Annotated in this window: 1 protein-coding gene; it reads left to right on the forward strand. The window is 71.1% G+C overall.

Features of this window, described 5'->3' with window-relative positions; genetic code table 11:
* The coding region (locus tag LPA42_RS33395; protein WP_228987143.1) for a beta-ketoacyl reductase at window positions 1-916 on the forward strand (916 nt) is incomplete at both ends.

Genomic DNA, 916 nt, shown 5'->3' on the forward strand with positions numbered 1-916 from the left:
CTACGCCGCCGCCAACACCTACCTCGACGCCCTCGCCCACCACCGCCACACCCAAGGCCAACCCGCCACCAGCCTCGCCTGGGGCCTCTGGACCCACACCAGCAAAATGACCAACAAACTCACGGAGGTCGACCGGGAACGGCTGCAGCGACAGGGCTTCCGGCCCATGGCCGCCGAAAACGCCCTGGAACTCTTCGACGCCGCGCTGACGTCCACGGAGCCGGTGCTCGTGACGGCCGAATGGGACCTCCCGGCACTGCACGCGAACGCAGCCGCCGGTGCTCTGCCGCCGATCCTGAGCGGGCTGGTGCGTACCAGAGCACGGCGTACCGCGGCCGAGCCGGCAGGCAGCGCCACGCTTGCCGAGCGACTGCGGACCCTGCCCGAGAAGGAGCAGGAGGGCGCGCTCCGCGACGTCGTCAGCCGTCAGATCGCGACGGTGCTCGGGCTGCCGGAGGCGTCGGGTGTGGACCCGGACCGGACGTTCCACGAGCTCGGGTTCGACTCGCTCACCGGCCTCGAACTGCGCAACCGACTGGGATCCGCCACCGGCCTGCGCCTGCCCGCCACCCTGGTCTTCGACCACCCGACCGCCGCAGCCCTCGCCCGGTACCTGCGGGGCGAGTTGCTGCCCGCGACGACGGACGTGGCACCGTCCGCCCCGGCCGCGCCGACCACCGTCGACGGGGATCCGATCGTGATCGTCGGCATGGCGTGCCGTTATCCCGGTGACGTGCGGTCCCCGGAGGACCTCTGGCGTATGACGGTGGATGGCATCGACGCCGTCTCGCCGTTCCCGGAGGATCGTGGGTGGGACGTGGAGCGGTTGTTCGATCCGGATCCGGACGCGCCGGGGAAGTCGTATGTGCGTGAGGGTGGTTTCCTGACGGACGCGGCGGAGTTCGACGCGGCGTTC

The sequence above is a fragment of the Micromonospora sp. DH13 genome (assembly GCF_020873825.1).
GTDB lineage: Bacteria > Actinomycetota > Actinomycetes > Mycobacteriales > Micromonosporaceae > Micromonospora > Micromonospora haikouensis.